Here is a 21,064-nt window from a genome sequence, read left to right as displayed (position 1 = left end):
TCTATTTTTATTTTTATAATATAATTAAAAAATTACGGTGATGCGATGATTGTTGAAAAAGTAGAAGAATATTTAGATAGAATAGAAAAAATTAACAAAGATATAAACGCTCTAATTGAGGTAAAGCCAGAAAAAGTTTTAGAAGAGGCAAAAAAATTAGAAAAAGATGAAAAAGCTAAGAAAAAACCATTATATGGAAAGATTATTGCAGTCAAGGCAAACATAAACGTTGAAGATTATACAATCTCATGTGCATCAAAAACTTTAGAAAACTATGTAGCCCCTTACGATGCTACAGTTATAGAAAAAATAAAGGAAAATGGCGGTTTAATTATAGGCATTGCTAATATGGATGAATTTGCATGTGGAAGTAGTGGAGAAACATCTTATTTTGGGCCTACAAAAAACCCAAGAGCAAAAGACAGAATACCTGGAGGTAGCTCTTCAGGAAGTGCCGCTGCCGTTGCTGCTGATTTATGCGATATGGCTTTAGGTAGCGATACTGGAGGAAGTATAAGAAACCCTGCTTCACACTGCGGAGTTGTAGGTTTTAAGCCAAGTTATGGAGTTGTTAGTAGGTATGGATTGTGCGATTTGGCAATGAGTTTTGACCAAATAGGTCCTTTAACAAAAACAGCTGAAGATGCTTTATTATTAACAAATGTAATTAAAGGAAAAGATGTTAGAGACACAACAACAGTGGAAACAGAAGAATTTGTAAAGAGAGATATTAAGGGCTTTAAAGTTGGAGTTGTTAAGGAGTTTATGGAAGTTACCGACGAAAAGATTAGGGATAAAATAGAGAATGGCATTGAAGTCTTTAAAGATTTAGGCTGTGAAATCGTTGAATTAAGCTATAAATATATTGATTTAGCTTTACCAACCTACTATTTAATTAACTACGTTGAGTTCTTCTCAGCAACGAGAAGATACGATGGAAGAAAATATGGGTATAAAATAGAAGAAGTTTGTGGAGAAGAGGTTTTAAGAAGAATTATGATTGGTTCAATGATTAGTCAGAAAGAATATAGTGGTAAATACTACAAAAACGCTTTAAAAGCAAGGAATTTGATGAAAAACGAGATGATTAAGATTATGAAAGATGTTGATATCATAGTAGGGGCAACAGTTCCTAAATTACCACATAAATTGGGAGAAAAATTAACCCCAATGGAAATGTATAGCTACGACGTTTTAACAGTTCCAGCTAATATTTGTGGTTTATGTGCTGGAGTAGTTCCATGTGGGGATATAAACGGCATTCCTGTTGGCTTACAGATTCAAGGAAAACCATTTGAAGATGAGAAGGTTTTAAGTGCAATGATTGCATTTGAAAAAGCCATGCAGTAAATTTAATAATTATTTTTTATTTTTATAACCCATTAAAATCCTCTAAAACAACCATGTTCTTTTTTGTATCATAGACAAAATAACTCTTTGGAGATGGTTTAACAATTATAGTTTTTCCAATTTTATCTATACACCTACTTTCATGTATATGCCCACAAGCACAGAGTATTATATTTTCATTGAAATCTTCAATAATTTTCCTAATTGCTTTACTTCCAACGTGAATATCTTTATCTAAATCAACAATATCAGCCATTGTATTGTATGGTGGAGCATGGGTAACTAAAAATACGTTTTTTAGGTTTTTAACTAAATTTATTACCTTATTGTATATTTCTTCTTCAGTGTATTCGTTTGGAGTGTTAAATGGTGTTTTATTACTCCCCCCCACTCCAACAAAATTTATATTTCCTATCTTTTTCACTTTCCCATCTATATTTAATTTGAAGCTATTCAATTCATCTATAACATCTTTGTTATCACAATTTCCAGGAACGCAGAGAACTTCCATATAATCTGATAACTCAGCCAATTTTTCTATAATTTCAATGCCCCTACCAAAGTGTGTTATATCCCCACAAACAACTAAAACATCAGCAAAATCTTTAAATTCCCTAACTGCTGGAGGTAACTTTCCATGCAAATCAGTGATCCCCACAATTTTCATGTTAGTCACCATTTAGAGTAAATTTAAATTTTGATAAAATAGCTAAAATTAATTATAAAAGGCTGTTCCCCCTCCATCCTACCCTCTCTCATCCTTGGCTCCGCCATGTCGAGAGCGTGGGCCCGAGGGGATTAAAAATTTTGAATTTTTTCATATAAATAGTTTTTTCCAAATATCAAAATTTTAATATGATGAATAAATAAGGTATTATAACAACTTTCTTAATCGTTAAAGAAATTAAGGTGAAAATTATGAGCTTAAAAATGGATAAATCAAAAGAATTGTTTGAGGAGGCAAAAAAATACTTAGTTGGAGGAGTTAACAGCCCAGTTAGGTACTTTAAACCATATCCATTCTTTGTTAAAAAAGCTAAAGATTGCTATTTATATGATGTTGATGGAAACTGCTACATTGATTACTGTTTAGCTTATGGTCCAATGGTTTTGGGTCATGCAAATGAAAAGATAGTTGAAGCTGTAAAAAAACAGCTTGAGCTTGGAAGTGCTTATGGATGTCCAACAGAGAAAGAGATTATATTAGCTAAAGAAGTGGTTAAAAGAGTTCCATGTGCTGAAATGGTTAGATTCGTCAATTCTGGAACAGAGGCAACAATGTCTGCTATAAGATTGGCAAGAGGGGTTACTGGAAGAAAAAAGATTATTAAGTTTGATGGAGCTTATCATGGAGCACATGATTACGTTTTAGTTAAGAGTGGAAGTGGAGCCTTAACTCATGGACATCCAAATTCTCCAGGAATTCCAGAAGAAACAACAAAAAATACCATTTTAGTTCCATTTAATGATGAAGATGCTGTTAAAAGAGCTATAAATGAAAATAAAGATGAAATTGCCTGTGTCATAGTTGAGCCAGTTATGGGAAACGTTGGATGTATCTTACCAAAAGAAGGATATTTAAAGTTTTTAAGGGAGATTGCTGAAGAAAATGACATTTTATTAATATTTGATGAAGTTATAACAGGATTTAGATTGGCTAAAGGAGGAGCTCAGGAATATTTTGATGTGGTTCCAGATATTGCCACTTTAGGTAAAATTTTGGGTGGAGGATTCCCAATTGGTGCTATAGTTGGTAAAAGAGAAATTATGGAGAACTTCTCCCCATTAGGGGCTATCTATCAAGCAGGAACTTTTAATGGTAATCCAATATCAATAACTGCTGGAATTGCAACACTTGAGCAGTTGGATGACAAATTCTATAAAGAAACGTCAAGAACAGCTAAAATATTGGCAGATGCTTTGAGAGAGTTGGCTGATAAATACAACATTAAAGCTAAAGTTTATAACATTGCATCAATGTTCCAAATATATTTCAATGACAAGGACGTTGTAAATTATGAGATTGCTAAACAGAGTGATGTTAACAAATTTATGAAATACTTCTGGGGACTGTTGGAGAGAGGTGTTTTTGTTCCCCCATCACAGTTTGAATGTTGCTTCACATCAATAAAGCACGATGATGAAGTTATCGATAAAACAATAAATGCTATGGAAGATGTATTTAGAAGTTTAGAGTAAATTTTACACTCAATTAATTTTTTAATTAATTTCTAATAAAAGTGATTCAAATGCTACTAGAAAAAAGTAGAATAGAAATTATAGAGCAATTTATATATATTTTAGAGATTTTGGATATGTATGCAAAGGAAGGAAGTGATGAAAAGGCAATTATAAGGTTAATGTTAAATTATCTTGAAAAAGGACAGCTTTTAGATGAGGATATATTGCCAATAGCAAGTAAGATTTCGGAGATAGCCAAAAAAGTTGGTAGCTTTGATATGAAGAGAGAAATAAATCTTTTACTGTTTGGGGATAAGACAAGATTAACAAAATCTCAAAAAAATAAAATAAAGAGAATTATTGAAATTTTAGAGTATTTGCGAGGCTATATAGAAAAAAAGCCATACAAATCTTATGAAGATAGACATATTCTAAACTTAATTGGTTTAAAAATTTTAAGATTGGATGAGGGAATTGTTTTAGATTATAAATCTGAAGTTAGGAGTTTAACCAATATGGCTTTAAGAGTTGGGAGTTATGAACTAAAGAGGGAGATTGAGCTACTTTTAACTGGAAGAAAAAGGAGAAAATTAACTGAGGAATTTATACAGAAGAGATTATCAGTTATAGAGATTTTAGAGATGGTTAAGGATTTTATAGATAAAAAGGAATATAAATCACCCTTTGATTATGAAGCCCTCTTCTTAATAAATTTAAAGATTCATAGAATTGAAGAAGGGATTTTAAAAAATTTTGATGAAGAACTTGAATCGATTTTAAGTATTGCGAGAAAAGTAGGAAATCATAAATTGAGAGAGAAGATTGTTTTATTGAAAGAGAGCATAAAAAATTAATTGTTCATTATTTTATTTATTGTTTATTTTTTAGCTTTTCAGCTATTAATTCGGCACATAACTTTCCAGATAAATACATTCCGCCAAATATTGCTCCCATTCTATATCCTCCATGGGCTGCATTAGCCGCCATTCCACAGACAAATAAGTTTGGATAAACTTCTCTTGTATTTCTTAATAGAGCGTTCTCCCCTTTTTCAGCCCACATTGATTTTTCTCCAGGAACTTCTAAATCCAACTTATTCTTTTTAACTAAGATATTTAGAACAGAGGCTTCGTGTCCTGTAGCATCAACGACAATTTTACTTTTTATAGTTAATGGATCTATGTGCAATCCAGCCTTTTCAATTGCGTAGCTGTTTATAACTACTCCTGAAACTCCATTTTCCCTTACAATTAAATCCTCAACAACAATGCCAGTTAATATTTTAGCTCCAGCATCTATTGCCGCAACTGCCAACTTAGCAGGAACCTCAACAGAGTCAGCAACATAATATCCATCTCCAGCATAAACTAACTTAATCCCAACTTCCCTCAAAAGTTCATCTGCTGGCTCTTCAATAACAATATATGGGAAGCCCATTCCGCCTCCCCAAGTTCCCCCACCAAATGCCAAATGCCTCTCTAAAACAACTACCTTAAATCCTTCTTTAGCTAAATACCTCGCACATGTCAAACCACTCGGCCCAGCTCCGACAATGGCAACATCAACCTCCAGAACATCTAACCACATATCAAAACTTGCCTTTAATATTGCCTTAGCTGTTTTAACTTCATCCGCGTTTAACTTTATATCTTTTATATTCATTTAACCACCCTTTTCAAAACTTTGGATACGTAGCTTTTTATTCTTTCATTTATGTTTTCTCTAAGTTCTTCAACCCTCCTAATATTTTCTTTACTTATATTTATCTCTTCCTCTACGTATGGAGTTTTTTCCAACATCTTTTTTCCAGATAAAACATCTATATCTGTAAATGTTCCTAAAAGCTCCCTACCTGTTGCCAAAATCTCTTTCTCAATCCAATGTGCCTCTTTTGTTCCAAATACTGAAAATAATGGAAATTTCGTTATCACATTGGAACCACTCATAATTAAAGGGCTTATCATTGGGATTTTATCTACCCAAACTCCTGTTATGATTTTAATCTTTGGGAAATTCAACCTAACAGAGGAAACCCAATTCATGTATTCAATTGTGGTTACTGACGGCTTATTTTCATAAATAGTTCCTTTCTGCGGATTTAAAGAGTAGAAGGTAATTCTATCCAAATCCAGTTCTTCAATTAAATTTAATAATTTTTCAATATCGTCTTCTTTCTCTCCCAATCCTAAAATTATTGTTATTCCAGTTTTTAAACCCAATTCTTTAGCCTTTAATAAATTATCTTTAATCTTATCCAAAGGTTTTCCTGGACAAATCCAATCCCTATCCTCGCTTACTGTCTCAACAGCCCCTACAACTCCCTCAATTACATTCAAATTAATATTATCCAAATCTACAACCCCTACATTCAAATACTGCTTACATTTTTGAACATAGGCAACCATTTCAGCAATGTCATTTATTTCTTTTGGTGTATAACCATAACCTCCAGAGATAAACTCTAATTTCCACCCAATCCTCTTCATTAAAATTGCTTCAGCTAAAATACTTTCCAATCTCCTTCTGGCTTTTTTTGGATCTTTAATTTTATCTTTTTGAGTTGACATGTAGCAAAATTTGCATGGTTGTTTTAAGTTACAATACCAACCTAAAAAAAGAGCCCTTTCAAATGTAATCTTATTTCCAAAATGTTTTGTTGTGAGTTTAAATGCCTTTCTTGCATTTTCTAAAATTTCCTCAACATTCATTTTCTCTCTCCTTCTCAATATATTTCTCAATAATTTTAGGGGAGATTCTTGTTTGAATGCCCAACCTCTCTAATATTATGTTATTTAAAATAACCTTTAATATTTCCTTACCTTCCTTTGATTCTGTAATTTCATTTAATTTTCTTGTCGTTGCTGGAGATTTTAATTTTTTCAAAACTTCAGCAATCTCCTCTTCAGTAATTCTTCCCTTTTTCTTTTGGTATATATTATCTGCAATTTCATATAACTTATTCATATCAAAAGGTAAGTATTCAGTTATTTTATTTAAAACCGTCTCATCTATTGATGCCAACAGCCGAGCTATCTCAATATCTTCAGTATTTTCATCTATTTTTAATTTTTTCACTACGAACCATTTTTTATGCTTCGCCATAAACTCAATTTTATCTTCCACAATCTCACCAAAATAAGTTTTAAAAAATAATAAAATCCATAAAAAATAAAAAAAGATAAAAAAGAATTAAACGAGAGATTTAAGCAGCAACCAATCTTTTTAATACTGGATCTGTAACGTCTTCTGGGCTTATCTCTTCAACATTTAAGATTTTTATTCTACTTCTTTTAACTTTGTACCTTCCTCCAAACTCAGAGTATAAAATCTCTAAAGCATGTTCTGGTTTTAAAGCTTTGTATTCTTTTCTAAAGAACATAGGTTCTCCTTTTCTTAATATTTGCCCTGTTATTCTAAATATCTTAGCCAAATTACCACCTCCTAAAAGAGTTTATTATTCTTTACAAATTTTATAAATGTTTTGTGCCACACCTATCCATCTTAAGTAAGAGTAGATAGATGCCTTTAGTATGGAGATGTCTTCAGCTTTAACATTTATTCTTATTATATTTTTATTTATTTCCATTTTGGCAGAGGACTTTATTTGAGAAGTTAAATGTTCTAAAAATATGGATTTATAAATAACCTCTGCCTCCTCCTCACTATCAAACTCTAATATTAACTCAAAAGAATTCATAAAAATCCCTTATATTTATATGAGGCTGTCAAACAGCTTGATGGATTTTACCCTAATTAAAGGACCTATCTTAACCCTTCCCTTATAAAACTGCATAGCAAATAGATATTTTGGATCTTTTTCTAATCTTAATGTTATATCGCTATCTTCATCAACGTTTAAGTGTTGGAATAAAAATTCATCATAAATCTCATAATATTTTTGGAACTCTTCATTATCTTTAAGTTCTTTACTTATTTTTATTCTTATTCCATCATCGTTGTATATTTTCTCTCCACAAATTTCTCTCTGCAACTTAACAGAGATAAAGCTTGACAACCTTCTCTCATTCTCAACATCATAAACAACTAAAGTTCCAGGATTAGCTTTAAATTCACCAATTAAAAGAATATGCTTATCCATCTCAAAAATCTCTTTTAATGAAAGCTTACCTCTTTGAACATAAGGTAAATTTAACGTTCTTTCTAAATCTCTAACAAAACTTCTTGTTCTTTGGGAGGGTTTTCTTGAGGTTGTAATGATCATTTTACCTCGCCTTTACATGTTTAACTACTTTTGGTCTAAGCTTAACCAATATTTTATAACTACAATATGGACATCTTGCCCTATTTCCTAACTCCTCAAATTTTATGATTTTTTTACAGTTTAAACATTTATATTCAACCATGATCTATCCCCAATAATATTATTAAAATTAAAAAGAAAAATTGAAATATATAAAGAGTTCGGAATTATTCTTCTTTTCTTTCAACTATTCTTCTAATAGCCTTCATAACTGCCTTTCCTGCTCCTGTTTCTGGTGTATATGCTCCACCAGCTATCTTAGCTCCACACTTTCCGCAGACCCATATTGATGTTGAAGCTCTCTTTAATTTTGGAAATCCGCAAACAGGGCATTTGTATTTCTTTTTAGCTTTAATTTCAACATCTCTAACTCTAACTCTTATTTTTAAACCATATCTTGCTCCAAATCTTCCTGTTGGACCTACTTTCTTTGTGTGGCTGAACATATCCTCTCACCTCAAATTATTCACTATACTTCTTAACAACTTTTGTTTGAACGTTACCTTTGGTTATTTTGTTTAAATGAGCATAGAACTCTGCTTCAATACCACTTGGTATTTCAATTAATACAATTAATGAACCATCGGATGTCCATTCTTCCTGCTTAACAGCTCCAAATTGATACAAAGCATTATATGCCTTAGAAGCAAATTCTGCTGGGATTTTAACAGCAATATCTCTTTTTTCAAATCTAATAGGTAGAACTCTTTTAAGCTTTTTAACAATTTCAGGAACTTGCTCTTCAGCACTTTTGTAAATATCTATATTGATTTTTAATTCTTCCATTGCCTTTTCAATTCTATGTGGTGGATGTGGAGTATCAGTTTGTGGATTTATAGTGTTTCTACTAATTATGGTTATAATTTGTCTTTTCTTTTGTTCTCTAATTTCTTCTCTCTGCTTAGCAGTTAATTGAACTTGACCTTTTAATATAATTTTTTTAGCAATTTCTTTAACATCTGTTGTTCCAAAGACTTTTGATAAAAGTTCTTCAGGGGCTTTTTCCCCTTTACTTGCATCTCTAAATACTACCTCAATGGCTAAAAGTTCATCCATATCTACATTTTGACCTTCTTTAAGTTTAGCTGCTAAGTATGGATCTACCAGGATTTCAAACTTTTCTCCGTGTGAACTATATCTTGCAATTACTGCCTCTTCTAAGGACACCATAATATCCCTCCCCACATTATATAAATCTTTCGCTAAAAGCCATGATTTATAAAAGTTATTTAAATAACGAAAATGACCGTTATTTTTATTAACAAAAGATAATTTAAAATAGTTGGATTTAAAAATTTTTCTATGATTTATTCCTCTTGTTTTTCTTCAGCTTCTTCTTTATTCCCTTCCTCTTTTTTATTTTCATCATTTAATTTCTTTTTAACTTTTTCTATAAATTTTTTTACCTCTTCTGTAGGGATTCTTTTAAATTGTGAATCTTTTACTGTTATAACACAAACATCTACATTTTCAGGTTTTATATCCTCATTTGCTTTTGTTAATGCAGTTATAGCCAACTCTAAGCCCTCTTCTAATGTCATATCATCTTTATATTCCTTTTCTAATAATTCCATAACTACTGGTCTTCCACTACCTATTGCTGTTGCCTTATATTCAATTAAGGCCCCACTTGGGTCTGTTTCAAATAATCTTGCTTCATTTTTATCAATACCAGCAATTAATAATGAAACTCCAAACGGCCTAACTCCCCCGTGTTGTGTATATGCCTGCTTAATATCACAAATCTTTTTAGCTAACATTTCAATTGATATTTCTTCCCCATAAGTTAATCTGTAAATCTGAGCTTCCAATCTCGCTCTATCAATTAAAACTCTTGCATCAGCAACTAATCCAGATGTAGCAGCAGCAACGTGGTCATCTATTTGGAATATTTTTTCTATTGACCTAATTTTTACGAGCTTACTTGTTATTCTTCTGTCAACTGCCAATACAACACCATCTTTACAGACAATACCTACTGCTGTTGTCCCTCTTCTCACTGCCTCTCTTGCATATTCAACTTGATATAATCTTCCTTCTGGGCTAAATACTGTAATAGCCCTATCGTAAGCGCTTGGTGGTACCATTTGCATAACTTTCCCTCCAAAATTATAATAATTTTAATAAACATCAGCTTTTGATGTTCTCTAATTATTCTATTATAAAAATTAATTATATTATTTTATATTATTTTTATCCTTTTTTATTTCTTTTGTAGTTCATTGTTTATTGTGGTTGTGTTAAATATTGTCATAACCACAAATTATATATAGGACATCCCCAATAATAAATGTAGAAGGTGATACGATGAAGAAAGTCATCATATCTGATGAGGCTAAAGAATTCATCTTAGAAAAATTAAAGAAAGCTAATGAAGATAAGATAGTTATACACTTCGATGGATTTGGGTGAGGAGGACCTAAGTTTGGAGTTGCAATAGCTCAACCAAGTGAAAATGATAAATTAATCTATGACAATGAATTTAAAATCTACATCGACCCTATAGCAGATCAATGGCTTGATGAGGTCAATATCTCATTAAGAAAGTCAATATTTGGAAAGTATCTAAAGATAAAAGGTAGTGGTGAGTGTTAACCGGGAACCCGTTTGGGACCGGTTAGCTTTTTTTATTAATTTTTTATTTTTTATTTTATAATTCTCGCGTCTCCAATACATCCTCCTTCTTTATCATTAAAGACAAATACTGGATTTAGATCCATTTCTTTAATTTCTTTATGAATATCCATAAACACACCAATTTTTATTAAGCAATCAACAATAAACTCAATATCTCTCTTAGCTCTACCTCTAACACCTTCCAAAACCTTATACGATTTTAATTCTTTTAACATCTCGTGGGCAAACTCTCTCGTTATTGGTGAAATTCCAAAGGAAACGTCTTTTAAAACTTCAACAAAGACCCCTCCCAACCCAACCATAACTACAGAGCCAAAAATCTCATCCCTCTTAGCTCCAATGATAATCTCCATCTTATCTCTCTCAATGAACTCCTCAACTAAAACCCCCTCTATAATTAAATCATCAATACCAATTTTTTCAGCGTATTTTTTGGCGTTTTCAATTAATATTTTAAACGCCTCTTTAGGATTCTCTGGATTTATTGCAACCCCTCCCGCCTCTGTCTTATGGATTATTTGAGGAGATACAATTTTCATTACACATTTTCCTAATTTTTTAGCATAATTTAAAGCTTCATCTTCATTCTTAGCTAAATACCCTTCAGGAACTGGAAATCCATAAATGGCAAGTAGTTTTTTAGCTTTATATTCATTCGGATTTGATAACAACTCTTTAATAATCTCTTTATTCTTCTCAGTTATCTTTAAAAACTCCTCTTTAACTTTTTCTAAATATTCGTCATAGTCCTCTTTAACTTTCATTAGGCTGTATTTATAAAGATGGGATAATGCCTTAACTCCATTCTCTGGCGTTATATATGAAGGAATTCCATGCTTTCTTAAAAAACTCTTAGCCCCTTTAACTGAGACTCCTCCAACAAATGAAGTAATTAATGGCTTATTTTTAAACTCCTTATGAGAATTTCTAACCTCTATGATGGATTTAGCCACTTCTAACGGTTTTGTCATCTCCTGTGGAGTTAATATAACTAAAAGTCCTTTTAAAACGCTATCTTCAGCCAAAACCTCTATAACCTTTTTATATCTTTCTGGTGTAGCATCCCCTATAATATCCAATGGATTTGATATATTTGCAGTTTTTGGGAGGATGTTTTTAAGCTTCTCCACAGTTGATTCTTCAAAATTAGGGAGCTTCATATTATAATCGACACAGCTATCTGCAGCTAAGACTCCAAACCCTCCCGCATTTGTAATAATTCCAATTTCATTTGAGTTCATCGTTGGCTGAGTTGAAAAAAGATGGATTAAATCAACTAACTCTTCAAAAGTATAAGCCCTAACTATTCCAGCTTCTTTAAATGCAGCTTCATAGATAACATCTTCCCCAGCTAATGAGCCAGTATGAGATTTTGCCGCTTTCTTTCCAACTTCAGTTCTTCCAGATTTTAATGCAATTATTGGCTTTTTCTTAGATAGTTTTTTAGCCACTTTTAAGAATCTCTTGTCCTTCAACCCCTCTATGTATAAAACAACTATTTTAGTGTCTTCATCATTTAAAAAATACTCTAATAAATCGCTTTCCTGAATATCTGCCTTATTTCCAATGCTAACAACCTTAGAAAAGCCAATGTTTAATAAAGGAGCTATATCTAATATGGCATTTAAAACAGCCCCACTTTGTGAGATTATTGAAACCCCTCCTTTTGGAGGAAATACCTTTGCAAATGTGGCATTTAAGTTTATATGTGTGTTCATTATACCTAAGCAGTTAGGTCCTATAACTCTTATGTTGTATTTTTTTGCTATCTCTTTAATCTTTTCCTCTAACTCATAATTTCCAACTTCTGAGAACCCAGCTGTTATGATTACAGCCCCTTTAACTCCCTTTTCTCCACACTCTTCCAATACCTTTGGAACTGCAACATTTGGAACAACTATAACTGCCAAATCTATATTATCCTCAACATCTAAAACTGATTTGTAACATTTTAATCCTAAAACCTTATCATATTTTGGATTTATGGGATAGATTTTTCCATTGAAGTCCATTAAGTTTTTTATTATTGCATATCCAACTTTTCCCTCCTTATTTGAAGCTCCTATAACTGCCACTGATTTTGGATAAAAAATATATTTTAAGCTCATTATCTCCCCCACATCTTTTTAGAGAAAAATTTTTATATGCATTTTAATATTACACAAGATTAATATCTATTTTCAAGTTATATATAACTCACCTCCTCATCAACAACAATTATAGGAGGTGAGCTTATGAGATTAAAAGCAATAAAAATAACAAGTAGAGATGGAGAAACATTCTTTAAATGCCCAAGATGTGGAAGAGTATTTAGATACTCAAAAGATTACACAAAACATGTAAATAGAGCCCACAGCCACCTATTTAAAAAATAATTAAAAATTAACTATTTATTCTTCTTTATAGATTAAATTTCCGTTCTCATCTTCCACTATTTTTGGATGGAGTTTTAAAAAAGACTTTATTGCAGGAGGAAGATTCCATTCGACCCCATGAATAAGCTTATCCCAATTCTCAACAAACCTCTTTTTTCCTAAAACTTCATCTAATTTTCCTCTCAATTTTTCAATAACTATCTTATCTTTACTAAAGCTTTTTATCTTATAAACTCCTCTTTTAGTTTTTGAGTAAAAAATTTTGTCTTCATCATAACAGCTTTTCGCAATCTCTACTAACTCTCTCCACACTTCCTTAGCTCTCACACTCTCACCTAAAATTAAGATTTAATTACTATTAAAGTTGTTAAGGTGATTATATGTATTTTTTGATTCAGCAGAGAAAAGAAGAAAGTGAAAAAAATTTAAAGGAAAAATTAAAAAGATACAGAAAAAAATTGAGAGAAAGCAGAATCAAAGAAAAATTAAAAGAAATGCCCTTAAACATGAATAAATACTTAACAGATGCATACACAGGAGGGATTATAAAAAAATATCCTGAGGATTTTATAGTTGAGGAGATAACTCCAGAAGGAATAATTTTAGAGGTGGGAAAGAGCATAGAATTTAAAGACGAAGAAAATTGGAAAGGAAATTTTATACATTTCACTTTAGAAAAAAGAAATTGGACAACCTTAGATGCTATTAGGGAAATAGCAAATAGGGTAGGTAAGCAGAGAAAGCATTTTGGATTTGCTGGAAATAAAGATAAACATGCCATAACAACTCAAAGAGTTGGTTGCTTTAATGTAAAGTTGGAAGACCTAAAGAAAGTTAAAATTAAAGGCATTGTATTGAGAGATTTTCAAAAAACAAATAGAAAAATAAGATTAGGTGATTTGTGGGGGAATAGATTCACCATAAGGGTTAGAGAACCAGAAATTAAAGGAAAAGAATTAGAAGAGGTTTTAAACAAGTTATGCAAACTGAAATATTTTTTAAATTATTATGGCATTCAGAGGTTTGGAACTACAAGACCGATAACGCATATTGTAGGAAGGCTTATTATAGAAAGAGATTGGGAAGGAGCTTTTCATGCATACTGTGGAACTCCTCTTCCCTATGATGACAAAAAATCAACGTTAGCGAGGGAACTCGTTGATGAAGAAAACTTTAAAGAGGCATATAAAAAATTCCCTAAGGCTTTCTTTTATGAAAGGAGGATGATTAAGGCATATATAGAAACTGGAAGCTATCAAAAGGCATTTATGATTCTCCCCCCACATTTAAGGTGTATGTTTATAAACGCCTATCAATCCTATCTATTCAATGAGATAATTAATAGAAGGTTTGAATATGGCTTTGAACCTATGGAAGGAGATATTTTAATTGATGGTGTTCCAAGTGGAGCGTTATTTGGATATAAAACAAAATTTGCCTCTGGAATACAGGGAGAGATTGAGAAAGAAATCTATGAAAGAGAAAATCTAAGCCCCGAAGATTTCAAAATTGGAGAATTTGGTTCATTTATTGGAGATAGAAGGGCAATGATTGGAAAAATATACAATATGAAATATTGGATTGAAGATGGTAGCTATGTATTACAGTTCTGCTTAAAAAAAGGAAACTATGCAACATCTGTTTTAAGGGAATTTATAGAGAAGAAAAAATAAAAATAAAATTAATAAATAACTTATTTCTTAATTTTAATGAAATCTCCTAAAGTAAAGCCTTCTTCATCTCCTCCAGCGTAGTATGGGCTTTCTTCTCCAGCACTCTCAGTTAAATTAATTTTTAACTCTTTTTCCAATATCTTAATTTCTCTCTCATTTGGCTCCAATTCATACCTTTCAAATTTTTGTAATGTTGAAGCTTTCATTTTAAGTTTTTTAGCAAGATCTTCTATTGATAAACCTCTCTTCTCCCTCGCCTCTCTAATAACATCCCCATAATCTTCTCTTAACATTGGTAAGGTATCAAATATATCCCTTCTTCTTTTTGCAGGTTTTTTAGTTTGCATGTTGGTTGATGTTCCTCTTCCAATTATTGTTGGTTTTTTACCTAATCTTGAATATGTCTTTGGGCTTTTTCCAAATTTTGCACACTCTTTACAAACTTGCATTTCAGAACCTTCAATTATTACCTTGTAAAGCTTATTTGTTAGCTTTCCGCACAACTCACACATTTGCATATTACTATCCCTCAAAAATTTAATAACATTTATATAGTTTGATAACATTAGTTTATAATCGTTGGGTATAAATAACTAACTGGTGGAACTATGGAAAAAGAAAAGTTGATAAAAAAGCTTCTTCATACTTTAAAGCATACAGAAGAGCACTTTGAAGCCATAATAAACCAATTAAAAGAACTTGGATTAGAAACTAAGGAATATGAAGAGTTATATAACAAATTAAAGGAGTTAAATGAAAAGGTTAAAAAAGAGCTTTAAAAACTTATCCAAGAATTATTCCAGCTAAATAACCACAAATAGTTGAGAATATAACGACCAAAGTTAAATAAGTCACTGCTTTTACCTTACCCAATATTTTTGAGACTGTTAAAACTGTAGGAATACTTAAACTTGGTCCTGCCAACAACAAAGCCATTGCCGGCCCCACACCCATACCGAGCTCCATTAACGCCTTTATAATAGGAACTTCTGTCAATGTGGCAAAATACATCAAAGCTCCAATAAACGAGGCTATAAAGTTGGCGGTTATGGAGTTTCCACCTACGTACGTTGCTATATAGATTGGTGGGATAATAGCTTTAATAGCTCCCGCTATTGCAACTCCAATAATTAGCAGTGGAAAGACAATTTTTAATAATGCAAAGCTCTCTCTAAGCCAGTTTTTTATTTCTTCTTTTTTAAACCACATTTTTGTTGTTATAATTAATATGGCCCCAAATATTATGAACAGCAAGTGTTTCAATAAAAATCCGCCGTATATTGGTGTTGATAATGTTGGGAATAGCTTAGGTGAAGCGGTGATTACAAGTAGCATGACAAACTGCAATCCAAAGAATGTTATTGTTTGATATAATGGTCTATCTGATATCTTATCTGCCTTTGGGACTCTCAAAGCTCTTTTTTTCTCATGTTCTCTAAAAATTAATTCCATACCTAAACCTATAAATATGGAAACAATTACTGCAAAAACAGCTCTTAAAAATCCAATATCCCAACCAAGTAATGCTGCTGAGTAAAATATTGCCAAAACATTAATTGCTGGTCCAGAAAACAAGAATGTTGTTGCCGGTCCTATTCCAGCCCCCCTTTTGTAAATACTGGCAAATAATGGAAGGATGGTGCAAGAACAAACAGCCAATAAGGTTCCACTAATTGCGGCTACTGTATAGGAGATATATTTTGGTGTGTTTGAGCCAAAGTATTTTATAATAAAGTTTTTATTAATCATTGATGCAATTCCACCAGCCATTAAAAAAGCTAAGAGTAGGGCTAAAACTCTATTTACATTTAAATAATCGATGATTGTATTTATCATAACATTAATAATATTCATTATAAAGCTTACAACATCCATATTCATCCCCTCCTAATTCTTCTTCTACCTTTTAATGATGTGTAGTCGTGAACCATCTTTTCTCCACAATCTGGGCAGTTTGGCAATTCTACCTCAGAAGCCATGCATGGGCAGACATCTACTTTATACCTCAACCTCTTCCCACACTTTGGACAGATTAAGTTCCAGACAATCACCTTCTCACCACATAATCTATAAATTTGAGTTAATTAATCAAAATATTTATAAAAATAAGTAAAAGTTATTTTTTGTCGTCTCCACAAGTGCAAACAACTTCTCCCTTCTTAACCAATGTATGAGTTCCAAACACAATTGGAATCTCCAATTCTTCCATTAATTTTTTGCAGATTTCATCAAAGTTTATGTATGGGCATTCTGGCTGTAAGAAGGTGCAGTTTGCTATATGAATAGCTTCAGCTCCTGCAGCATTTTTTAACAACTTAACTCTCATTGGAAATCTCTTTCCAGGACATCCTCCACAAGTTGTAAATGCAACTAACTCAACATCTTTATACCTTTCAAAAGCTCCACTCTTCTCATTTATCGCTTTAAAACATGATACACATGCCTCTTTTCCAGGACATCCCATTTCAACCATTTTTTGACATGCTATAATTGCCACTTTCATTCTTTCTCCTCTAAGTAGCTTTTTAACTCTTCCTTAACTTCTTCAACAGATGGAACTTTTCCTTCAAAGACTATTACATCGTCAAATGCAACTCCTGGTGTAACAAACACCCACTCAGCTATCTCATTCACATCTGTAACTTTAACAATCTCTGCGTCTATCCCAAGCTCTTCTACTGCTTTTTTAACGTTCTCATAAGTTTGCTGACATTTTGGACAACCAGTTCCGAATATCCTTATCACGACCATGATTTCACCATATGTTATTGGAGTTAACATAATATTTATAGTTTTCGATTAATTGATGTATTTTAATATTTTTTAAAAAGATTTGAATTTATAAATCTATTTTATATGGTCAGTAAGGTTTATATATTTTTACACATAAGTGCTAATATCGTTTAAAAAATTTTAAGGTGAATATGATGAAAATAGCACTGCCAATAGAAAATAATGAATTATCTCAACACTTTGGAAGATGTGAAAAATTTATGATTGTAGAGATTGAAAATGGGGAGATAAAAGGAAAAGAAATTATTGAAAACACTGCAAGAGAGGGAAGGGAGGGGGTTGGAACAACATCAGCATCGTTAATTGCAGACAAAGGGGTAGATGCCATTATAGTCCAAAATATAGGTCCAAAGGCATACAATGTTTTAAAACAGCTTGGCATTGAGATTTATAAGGCAAATTCAACATCTATTGATGAATGCATAAAGCTATTTTTAGAGAAAAAATTAGAAAAGTTTGAGTGAGATAATGATTGTTGCAGTAACTGGAGGTAAGGGAGGGACTGGAAAATCCACCCTCTCATCCAATTTATTTTTTTATTTTGTTGAGAATTATAAAACTGCTTTAATTGATTGTGATGTTGAAACCCCTAACCTTCCTTATCTATTAGGTTGTGAGAATCTAAATCCAATAAAAGATATTTTCATTGAAGTTCCAAATATAGAGGAGGGAAAAACATATAACTACAATAATGTATGTAAAGAAGGGGCTTTATTGAAAGTTAGAAATAAATTGATATTTGTTGAAGAGTTGTGTAGTGGATGCAAAGCATGTGGGATAAATAGCAATATAACATTTAAAAAGAGAAGTATTGGAAAAATCTATGAGAAAAAATTTGATAACGGTTATTTAATTGTAGGAAAATCAAATTTAGGAGAGAGGAAGACAGCAAAAATTGTAACTGAAACAAAAAAATACGGATTATCAAAACATTGCGAAATTAACATTATAGACACTGCCGCAGGAACTCACTGTAATGTTGTAAGGGCATTAATTAACGCAGATAAAGTTATTATAGTCACTGAACCAACTCCTTTTAGCATTTCAGATGCTAAGAGAATAATTAAAGTTGTTGAAAAGTTAAATATCCCATACAAGATTGTTTTAAATAGGTATGGGATTAGTGATTTAAAAATTAACTATGATTTTAAAATTCCATATGATAAAAGGATAGTTGAATGCTACTGCAAAGGAGAGAGCTTTTTAAAGTATGATGATTTGAGAAATTATGTGGGAGAGATAGCAAATTGGATTTTGGGGATAGGATGAAGATAGCAATCATCTCAGGGAAACTTTTAGAAAAAGTTAAATGAAAACTCTCCGAGTTTTCATAGCCAGAAAGCAAAGCTTTCTGTTTCATCAAAACAGGATGCATTGCTTCGCTACGCTCAGCAATGCCTCTTCACATATATTTAAATTGGGGATAGGATGAAGATAGCAGTCGTATCAGGAAAGGGAGGAGTTGGGAAATCGTCTATCTCAACATCTCTCGCCAAATTATTTTCAAAAGATTTTAATATAGTGGCATTGGATTGTGATGTTGATGCTCCAAACTTTAATTTAATGTTTGATGTTAAAGATAAAAGATTGTTGGAAATTATTTACAGGGAAGTGTATAAAATAAACAATAACTGTATAAAATGTGGAAAATGCTTAGAAATATGCCAATTTGATGCTATAGAAGATTTTAAAATAAATCCAATACTATGCGAAGGTTGTGGTGCCTGTGAGTTAATATGCGAGTTTAACGCAGTAGAGCCAATTAAACGCGAAAGTGGCTATATATATGAGGGCTTTGTTGGCTTTCCATTAATCTGGGGAGAGTTGGAAGTTGGAGAAAGTGGAAGCGGGAATATCATAGAGCATATAAAAAGACATGCAAAAAAGCATAATGCTGAAGTTGAGATTATAGACGGCCCTCCGGGAATTGGATGTCCCTTAATATCAACGGTTAAAGATGTGGATTTAGCCATCTGCATAGTTGAGCCAACAAAATCGAGCGTTAATGATTGTTTAAGATTAATAGATACATTAAAATTTTTTAATGTAGAGAGCCTAATTATTGAGAATAAAAAAGGCATGAACAACATTCAGTATCCGTTTAAAATATTCCATTCAATTCCTTTTGATTTAGACGTGCCAAAGCTAATCGCAAATAAAATTCTACTTTGTGATAGTAATAGCAAAGTCTCTGAATCAATAAAAGAGTTGTATGAAAAATTAAAAGAGTTTATTTAATACCCCTCCCCTTTAACAATTAAAACTGGCTTATCTGACTTTTTAATAACATTTTCAGTGATTTTACCTAAGATCTCCTTTAAGTTAGTTTTTCCAATTATAATTACATCAACATCCTCTTCTTCTGCGACTTTAACTATTTTTTCATGAGGTTTTCCCACTATAACCATATCCTTAACTTTAAATCCAACGCCCTCAAGTTCTCTCTTAATTTTTTCCATTTTACTTTTTGCCTCTTCAGTAAGTTTCTTTTTTAATTCATTCTCAAACTCTTCCACTGATTTATTTAAGCCAGCAACTCCCAATAATAAAGAAAATATGTCATTCTTTTTAACATCCCTTTCATCCACAATATGTAGTAAAATAACAACTTCTCCACCAAGATTTTTGAATGCTTTAACATGATTTAATGTTGATTCTGCAGTTTCAGAAAAATCTGTCGGGTAAAGAATTTTTTTATACACAATAATCACCACTTTAATGCCCTTTAAACACTTCCCCAGTATATACTTTGGCAGATGTTTTTATTAAAGTTATTGCCCAGAAGGCGAATAAAAGCCAATATAACACAAAGCCAATATAATCAATCATCTGAAATTTGAATATGTTATAAACTAAATGGGATGATGCTACATAAGCCCCTAAGGGGAAGATGAATGCCCACCAAGACATTGCATAAGGCAGTTTTAGTTTTTTAATATAATATGCTGTCATAATCATTGCCATTACACTCCACCACAAACCGAAGCCCCAGAATACAAAGGAAAAAATATAAAATGGCTCTTTTACAGTTATAAATGGTGAGTTGTTTACCATATTTATTAAAGCAACAATTCCAGCTCCTATCGGACCTAAATTAATCCAGACCGTTGGAGCCATCGCTGAAGGTAAAGGATGATGCAGTATAAATCTATAAACTACAACAGCCAATAAAGCCAAATATAGGAAAAATCCGGTTCCCCATCCAAAGTAATTAATAAGAACTGCCAACTCATGCCAAATTCCAGTTAAATGAGGCATTATTAAACTTCCAGCTATTGGAATAACAACTAAACCTACTGGTGGAATATACCATCCAGGATTAACGTGGTCTAATTTTATACTGTCTGATTTAAACATATAAAATAAAACTATTAAACTGAATAAAACCATCCCAACTGCTCCAAGAGACCAAAATACTTCTCCCCAAAACATATTATTCCCTATACTTATAAAATCAGCTCCTAAAACTAAACAACCAACTGCAATGGTTGGATAGAATGCACTTAAAACTGGATGTTTTAAATCTGCTAAGGCATTTTTAGGGAATATTATCCATCTTAAAGTCCATGGGACTAAGAGAACAAAGAATAACAACACATTAAAGTAAAATAATATAACAGAAACATCTTTTAAAATTGGCAAATAACCAGAATACAATAAGCTATTGATTGCCAAAATCCCAGTTCCCATTACTGCGGCGAACCATGAAGGAACGAAGTTTTTTATTACATCCAATTTTGATTCACATGCATCTAACATACTATCCCCTATTTTTAAAGTTTTACACATAAGTG

At 32.0% G+C, this 21,064-nt stretch carries 30 protein-coding genes; 10 read left to right on the top strand and 20 right to left on the bottom strand.

Annotated features, from left to right (window positions below; genetic code table 11):
* Window positions 1-45: 45 nt before the first annotated feature.
* Entirely contained in the window at window positions 46-1,350 is a 1,305-nt protein-coding gene (gene gatA, locus MEFER_RS07040; protein ID WP_015791929.1) for an Asp-tRNA(Asn)/Glu-tRNA(Gln) amidotransferase subunit GatA, read from the top strand.
* Between the two features lie 22 nt (window positions 1,351-1,372).
* Here the strand turns inward: gatA and MEFER_RS07035 are convergent, their stop codons facing one another.
* Window positions 1,373-2,017 (bottom strand): metallophosphoesterase, encoded by a 645-nt coding sequence (locus MEFER_RS07035; protein ID WP_048056371.1) that lies wholly within the window; start codon window positions 2,015-2,017, stop codon window positions 1,373-1,375.
* A 251-nt stretch (window positions 2,018-2,268) separates the two neighbouring features.
* Between MEFER_RS07035 and hemL the strand changes: the two genes are divergently transcribed.
* Window positions 2,269-3,549, top strand: a complete 1,281-nt coding sequence (gene hemL, locus MEFER_RS07030; RefSeq protein ID WP_015791927.1) for a glutamate-1-semialdehyde 2,1-aminomutase — start codon at window positions 2,269-2,271, stop codon at window positions 3,547-3,549.
* A gap of 50 nt (window positions 3,550-3,599) precedes the next feature.
* Window positions 3,600-4,385, top strand: a complete 786-nt coding sequence (locus tag MEFER_RS07025; RefSeq protein ID WP_015791926.1) for a hypothetical protein — start codon at window positions 3,600-3,602, stop codon at window positions 4,383-4,385.
* A gap of 16 nt (window positions 4,386-4,401) precedes the next feature.
* Here the strand turns inward: MEFER_RS07025 and MEFER_RS07020 are convergent, their stop codons facing one another.
* The 10 genes from MEFER_RS07020 to psmA all read right to left on the bottom strand — a co-directional run bounded on the left by MEFER_RS07020 (window position 4,402) and on the right by psmA (window position 9,885).
* Window positions 4,402-5,193 (bottom strand): sulfide-dependent adenosine diphosphate thiazole synthase, encoded by a 792-nt coding sequence (locus MEFER_RS07020; RefSeq protein WP_015791925.1) that lies wholly within the window; start codon window positions 5,191-5,193, stop codon window positions 4,402-4,404.
* Window positions 5,190-6,239, bottom strand: a complete 1,050-nt coding sequence (locus MEFER_RS07015; RefSeq protein ID WP_015791924.1) for a radical SAM protein — start codon at window positions 6,237-6,239, stop codon at window positions 5,190-5,192. The genes MEFER_RS07020 and MEFER_RS07015 overlap by 4 nt, the downstream gene beginning before the upstream one ends.
* Window positions 6,229-6,654, bottom strand: a complete 426-nt coding sequence (locus tag MEFER_RS07010; protein ID WP_015791923.1) for a DUF2666 domain-containing protein — start codon at window positions 6,652-6,654, stop codon at window positions 6,229-6,231. Before MEFER_RS07010 ends, MEFER_RS07015 begins: the two co-directional genes overlap by 11 nt.
* A 79-nt stretch (window positions 6,655-6,733) precedes the next feature.
* Window positions 6,734-6,961, bottom strand: a complete 228-nt coding sequence (rpl18a, locus tag MEFER_RS07005; RefSeq protein WP_015791922.1) for a 50S ribosomal protein L18Ae — start codon at window positions 6,959-6,961, stop codon at window positions 6,734-6,736.
* A gap of 24 nt (window positions 6,962-6,985) precedes the next feature.
* A complete protein-coding gene (locus MEFER_RS07000) occupies window positions 6,986-7,228 on the bottom strand; it encodes a KEOPS complex subunit Pcc1 (RefSeq protein WP_015791921.1) in 243 nt (80 codons plus the stop codon).
* A 15-nt stretch (window positions 7,229-7,243) separates the two neighbouring features.
* The gene (locus MEFER_RS06995) at window positions 7,244-7,753 is read right to left on the bottom strand and encodes an rRNA maturation protein (RefSeq protein WP_015791920.1); all 510 of its coding nucleotides are present in this window, start codon (window positions 7,751-7,753) and stop codon (window positions 7,244-7,246) included.
* A 1-nt stretch (window position 7,754) separates the two neighbouring features.
* The gene (locus MEFER_RS06990; RefSeq protein ID WP_015791919.1) at window positions 7,755-7,895 is read right to left on the bottom strand and encodes a DNA-directed RNA polymerase subunit P; all 141 of its coding nucleotides are present in this window, start codon (window positions 7,893-7,895) and stop codon (window positions 7,755-7,757) included.
* A 64-nt stretch (window positions 7,896-7,959) separates the two neighbouring features.
* A complete protein-coding gene (gene rpl37A, locus MEFER_RS06985) occupies window positions 7,960-8,238 on the bottom strand; it encodes a 50S ribosomal protein L37Ae (protein WP_015791918.1) in 279 nt (92 codons plus the stop codon).
* Window positions 8,239-8,254: 16 nt separating this feature from the next.
* Window positions 8,255-8,962 (bottom strand): ribosome assembly factor SBDS, encoded by a 708-nt coding sequence (locus tag MEFER_RS06980; RefSeq protein WP_015791917.1) that lies wholly within the window; start codon window positions 8,960-8,962, stop codon window positions 8,255-8,257.
* 137 nt (window positions 8,963-9,099) lie between these two features.
* Complete coding sequence (psmA, locus tag MEFER_RS06975) at window positions 9,100-9,885, bottom strand: archaeal proteasome endopeptidase complex subunit alpha (RefSeq protein ID WP_015791916.1); 786 nt, start codon at window positions 9,883-9,885, stop codon at window positions 9,100-9,102.
* Between the two features lie 214 nt (window positions 9,886-10,099).
* Between psmA and MEFER_RS06970 the strand changes: the two genes are divergently transcribed.
* The gene (locus tag MEFER_RS06970; RefSeq protein ID WP_015791915.1) at window positions 10,100-10,387 is read left to right on the top strand and encodes a HesB-like protein; all 288 of its coding nucleotides are present in this window, start codon (window positions 10,100-10,102) and stop codon (window positions 10,385-10,387) included.
* A gap of 50 nt (window positions 10,388-10,437) precedes the next feature.
* On the opposite strand, the gene acs is transcribed toward MEFER_RS06970, so the two are convergent.
* The gene (acs, locus tag MEFER_RS06965) at window positions 10,438-12,537 is read right to left on the bottom strand and encodes an acetate--CoA ligase alpha subunit (protein WP_015791914.1); all 2,100 of its coding nucleotides are present in this window, start codon (window positions 12,535-12,537) and stop codon (window positions 10,438-10,440) included.
* 126 nt (window positions 12,538-12,663) lie between these two features.
* Here acs and MEFER_RS06960 point away from each other — a divergent pair, with 126 nt between their 5' ends.
* Window positions 12,664-12,804, top strand: coding sequence for a C2H2-type zinc finger protein (locus tag MEFER_RS06960; protein ID WP_015791913.1), 141 nt, complete (start codon window positions 12,664-12,666; stop codon window positions 12,802-12,804).
* A 15-nt stretch (window positions 12,805-12,819) separates the two neighbouring features.
* Here the strand turns inward: MEFER_RS06960 and MEFER_RS06955 are convergent, their stop codons facing one another.
* Entirely contained in the window at window positions 12,820-13,131 is a 312-nt protein-coding gene (locus MEFER_RS06955) for a hypothetical protein (protein WP_015791912.1), read from the bottom strand.
* Between the two features lie 53 nt (window positions 13,132-13,184).
* On the opposite strand from MEFER_RS06955, the gene truD reads away from it, so the two are divergent.
* Window positions 13,185-14,477 (top strand): tRNA pseudouridine(13) synthase TruD, encoded by a 1,293-nt coding sequence (gene truD / locus MEFER_RS06950; RefSeq protein WP_015791911.1) that lies wholly within the window; start codon window positions 13,185-13,187, stop codon window positions 14,475-14,477.
* Between the two features lie 20 nt (window positions 14,478-14,497).
* Here truD and MEFER_RS06945 read toward each other — a convergent pair whose 3' ends face one another.
* Window positions 14,498-14,995, bottom strand: coding sequence for a multiprotein bridging factor aMBF1 (locus MEFER_RS06945; RefSeq protein WP_015791910.1), 498 nt, complete (start codon window positions 14,993-14,995; stop codon window positions 14,498-14,500).
* 90 nt (window positions 14,996-15,085) lie between these two features.
* Between MEFER_RS06945 and MEFER_RS08440 the strand changes: the two genes are divergently transcribed.
* On the top strand, window positions 15,086-15,256 hold the full coding sequence (locus MEFER_RS08440) for a hypothetical protein (protein ID WP_015791909.1): 171 nt from the start codon (window positions 15,086-15,088) through the stop codon (window positions 15,254-15,256).
* Between the two features lie 4 nt (window positions 15,257-15,260).
* Here the strand turns inward: MEFER_RS08440 and MEFER_RS06940 are convergent, their stop codons facing one another.
* From MEFER_RS06940 to MEFER_RS06930, 4 genes are all read right to left on the bottom strand, one after another.
* Complete coding sequence (locus MEFER_RS06940) at window positions 15,261-16,352, bottom strand: permease (protein ID WP_015791908.1); 1,092 nt, start codon at window positions 16,350-16,352, stop codon at window positions 15,261-15,263.
* 2 nt (window positions 16,353-16,354) lie between these two features.
* Window positions 16,355-16,528, bottom strand: a complete 174-nt coding sequence (locus MEFER_RS08435; protein WP_010870087.1) for a hypothetical protein — start codon at window positions 16,526-16,528, stop codon at window positions 16,355-16,357.
* Between the two features lie 65 nt (window positions 16,529-16,593).
* Window positions 16,594-16,980 (bottom strand): CGGC domain-containing protein, encoded by a 387-nt coding sequence (locus MEFER_RS06935; protein ID WP_015791907.1) that lies wholly within the window; start codon window positions 16,978-16,980, stop codon window positions 16,594-16,596.
* On the bottom strand, window positions 16,977-17,228 hold the full coding sequence (locus MEFER_RS06930; protein ID WP_048056370.1) for an MTH895/ArsE family thioredoxin-like protein: 252 nt from the start codon (window positions 17,226-17,228) through the stop codon (window positions 16,977-16,979). Before MEFER_RS06930 ends, MEFER_RS06935 begins: the two co-directional genes overlap by 4 nt.
* Window positions 17,229-17,404: 176 nt before the next feature.
* Between MEFER_RS06930 and MEFER_RS06925 the strand changes: the two genes are divergently transcribed.
* The 3 genes from MEFER_RS06925 to MEFER_RS06915 all read left to right on the top strand — a co-directional run bounded on the left by MEFER_RS06925 (window position 17,405) and on the right by MEFER_RS06915 (window position 19,508).
* Window positions 17,405-17,734 carry a NifB/NifX family molybdenum-iron cluster-binding protein gene (locus MEFER_RS06925; RefSeq protein WP_048056369.1) on the top strand — a complete coding sequence of 110 codons (330 nt, stop codon included), beginning with the start codon at window positions 17,405-17,407 and terminating at the stop codon, window positions 17,732-17,734.
* A gap of 4 nt (window positions 17,735-17,738) precedes the next feature.
* Window positions 17,739-18,539, top strand: a complete 801-nt coding sequence (locus tag MEFER_RS06920; protein ID WP_015791904.1) for a nucleotide-binding protein — start codon at window positions 17,739-17,741, stop codon at window positions 18,537-18,539.
* Between the two features lie 159 nt (window positions 18,540-18,698).
* Window positions 18,699-19,508, top strand: coding sequence for a P-loop NTPase (locus MEFER_RS06915; RefSeq protein WP_015791903.1), 810 nt, complete (start codon window positions 18,699-18,701; stop codon window positions 19,506-19,508).
* On the opposite strand, the gene MEFER_RS06910 is transcribed toward MEFER_RS06915, so the two are convergent.
* Both MEFER_RS06910 and tdt read right to left on the bottom strand, forming a co-directional pair.
* Window positions 19,505-19,972, bottom strand: coding sequence for a universal stress protein (locus MEFER_RS06910; RefSeq protein WP_245527779.1), 468 nt, complete (start codon window positions 19,970-19,972; stop codon window positions 19,505-19,507). The two genes, MEFER_RS06915 and MEFER_RS06910, sit on opposite strands and share 4 nt — an antisense overlap.
* 13 nt (window positions 19,973-19,985) lie before the next feature.
* Complete coding sequence (gene tdt, locus MEFER_RS06905; protein WP_048056368.1) at window positions 19,986-21,029, bottom strand: TDT family transporter; 1,044 nt, start codon at window positions 21,027-21,029, stop codon at window positions 19,986-19,988.
* Window positions 21,030-21,064: the final 35 nt, after the last annotated feature.

This window comes from Methanocaldococcus fervens AG86 (assembly GCF_000023985.1).
Lineage (GTDB): Archaea > AGJL01 > Methanococci > Methanococcales > Methanocaldococcaceae > Methanocaldococcus > Methanocaldococcus fervens.
The sequence above is the reverse complement of the archived record's forward strand: the minus strand, read 5'-3'. Positions and strand labels throughout refer to the sequence as shown.